Origin of the sequence: Brevibacterium renqingii, assembly GCF_017808105.1 — a bacterium.
Classification (GTDB): domain Bacteria; phylum Actinomycetota; class Actinomycetes; order Actinomycetales; family Brevibacteriaceae; genus Brevibacterium; species Brevibacterium renqingii.
Genome location: NZ_JADBHF010000024.1, coordinates 3,122 through 5,213, shown reverse-complemented (window position 1 = coordinate 5,213; position 2,092 = coordinate 3,122). Strand labels below are relative to the sequence as shown.

At 55.0% G+C, this 2,092-nt stretch carries 2 rRNA genes (1 of these 2 only partly in view); both read left to right on the top strand.

Annotation, left to right across the window (positions count from 1 at the left end):
* The first annotated feature begins 174 nt into the window (after nt 1-174).
* Nucleotides 175-1,705: ribosomal RNA gene (locus tag IHE57_RS16110) — 16S ribosomal RNA — on the top strand.
* 272 nt (nt 1,706-1,977) lie between these two features.
* A 23S ribosomal RNA gene (locus tag IHE57_RS16105) occupies nt 1,978-2,092 on the top strand (it continues 3,120 nt past the right edge of the window).
* The 16S and 23S rRNA genes sit together here, the layout of an rRNA operon.

The window sequence follows — 2,092 nt, the reverse complement described above, 5'->3', positions numbered from 1 at the left end:
TCGGGTTTCGGTGATGGGTGTGTGTTTGTGGTTTGAGAATCCAATAGCGTGTTTGTTTGAACAAGTTTGTGATGCCAGAACATTTATTTTCTGGTGAGACAATCATTGGCCGGCTTCGACCACCCCCGTGGTCGGGTTGGCTGTCTTGCTGGGATTCATTCGTAACATAAATTTTTTATGGAGAGTTTGATCCTGGCTCAGGACGAACGCTGGCTGCGTGCTTAACACATGCAAGTCGAACGCTGAAGCCCTCAGCTTGCTGGGGGTGGATGAGTGGCGAACGGGTGAGTAACACGTGAGTAACCTGCCCCTGATTTCGGGATAAGCCTGGGAAACCGGGTCTAATACCGGATATGACCACGAAACGCATGTTTTGTGGTGGAAAGTTTTTTCGATCGGGGATGGGCTCGCGGCCTATCAGCTTGTTGGTGGGGTAATGGCCTACCAAGGCGACGACGGGTAGCCGGCCTGAGAGGGCGACCGGCCACACTGGGACTGAGACACGGCCCAGACTCCTACGGGAGGCAGCAGTGGGGAATATTGCACAATGGGGGAAACCCTGATGCAGCGACGCAGCGTGCGGGATGACGGCCTTCGGGTTGTAAACCGCTTTCAGCAGGGAAGAAGCCTTCGGGTGACGGTACCTGCAGAAGAAGTACCGGCTAACTACGTGCCAGCAGCCGCGGTAATACGTAGGGTACGAGCGTTGTCCGGAATTATTGGGCGTAAAGAGCTCGTAGGTGGTTGGTCACGTCTGCTGTGGAAACGCAACGCTTAACGTTGCGCGTGCAGTGGGTACGGGCTGACTAGAGTGCAGTAGGGGAGTCTGGAATTCCTGGTGTAGCGGTGAAATGCGCAGATATCAGGAGGAACACCGGTGGCGAAGGCGGGACTCTGGGCTGTAACTGACACTGAGGAGCGAAAGCATGGGGAGCGAACAGGATTAGATACCCTGGTAGTCCATGCCGTAAACGTTGGGCACTAGGTGTGGGGGACATTCCACGTTCTCCGCGCCGTAGCTAACGCATTAAGTGCCCCGCCTGGGGAGTACGGTCGCAAGGCTAAAACTCAAAGGAATTGACGGGGGCCCGCACAAGCGGCGGAGCATGCGGATTAATTCGATGCAACGCGAAGAACCTTACCAAGGCTTGACATACACTGGATCGTTCTGGAAACAGTTCTTCTCTTCGGAGCTGGTGTACAGGTGGTGCATGGTTGTCGTCAGCTCGTGTCGTGAGATGTTGGGTTAAGTCCCGCAACGAGCGCAACCCTCGTTCTATGTTGCCAGCACGTGATGGTGGGAACTCATAGGAGACTGCCGGGGTCAACTCGGAGGAAGGTGGGGATGACGTCAAATCATCATGCCCTTTATGTCTTGGGCTTCACGCATGCTACAATGGCCGGTACAGAGAGAGGCGAGCCCGTGAGGGTGAGCGAATCCCTTAAAGCCGGTCTCAGTTCGGATCGTAGTCTGCAATTCGACTACGTGAAGTCGGAGTCGCTAGTAATCGCAGATCAGCAACGCTGCGGTGAATACGTTCCCGGGCCTTGTACACACCGCCCGTCAAGTCACGAAAGTCGGTAACACCCGAAGCCGGTGGCCCAACCCCTTTGTGGGAGGGGGCCGTCTAAGGTGGGACTGGTGATTGGGACTAAGTCGTAACAAGGTAGCCGTACCGGAAGGTGCGGCTGGATCACCTCCTTTCTAAGGAGCACACATTAGAACCCCACGGTAGGGGGCCGATCGTGTCCCGTCGTGGGTGCTCAAGGGTGGAACATCACAACTGTCGCTCGTCTGCTCAGCGTTGTTGGGGTTAGTGCCTCGACGATGGTGGGTATTCGGATGGGCTAGGACGAACACGTTATTGGGTCCTGGAATCACAAACCCCAACAGTGTTGGGTGTGGTTTCAACCAACAGGACCAACCTGTCAGGGGCCGGCAGCCGGGTGGTTGCGTGGTCGCTGGTGGTGTTTGGTAGTGGTTTGAGAATCGTATAGTGGACGCGAGCATCAACAACACGTAAGTGTTGTTATGTAATGTGATTTTTCTTGTAATCATCTTTGAGTGTGATTTTTTCGCACACACGCGTCA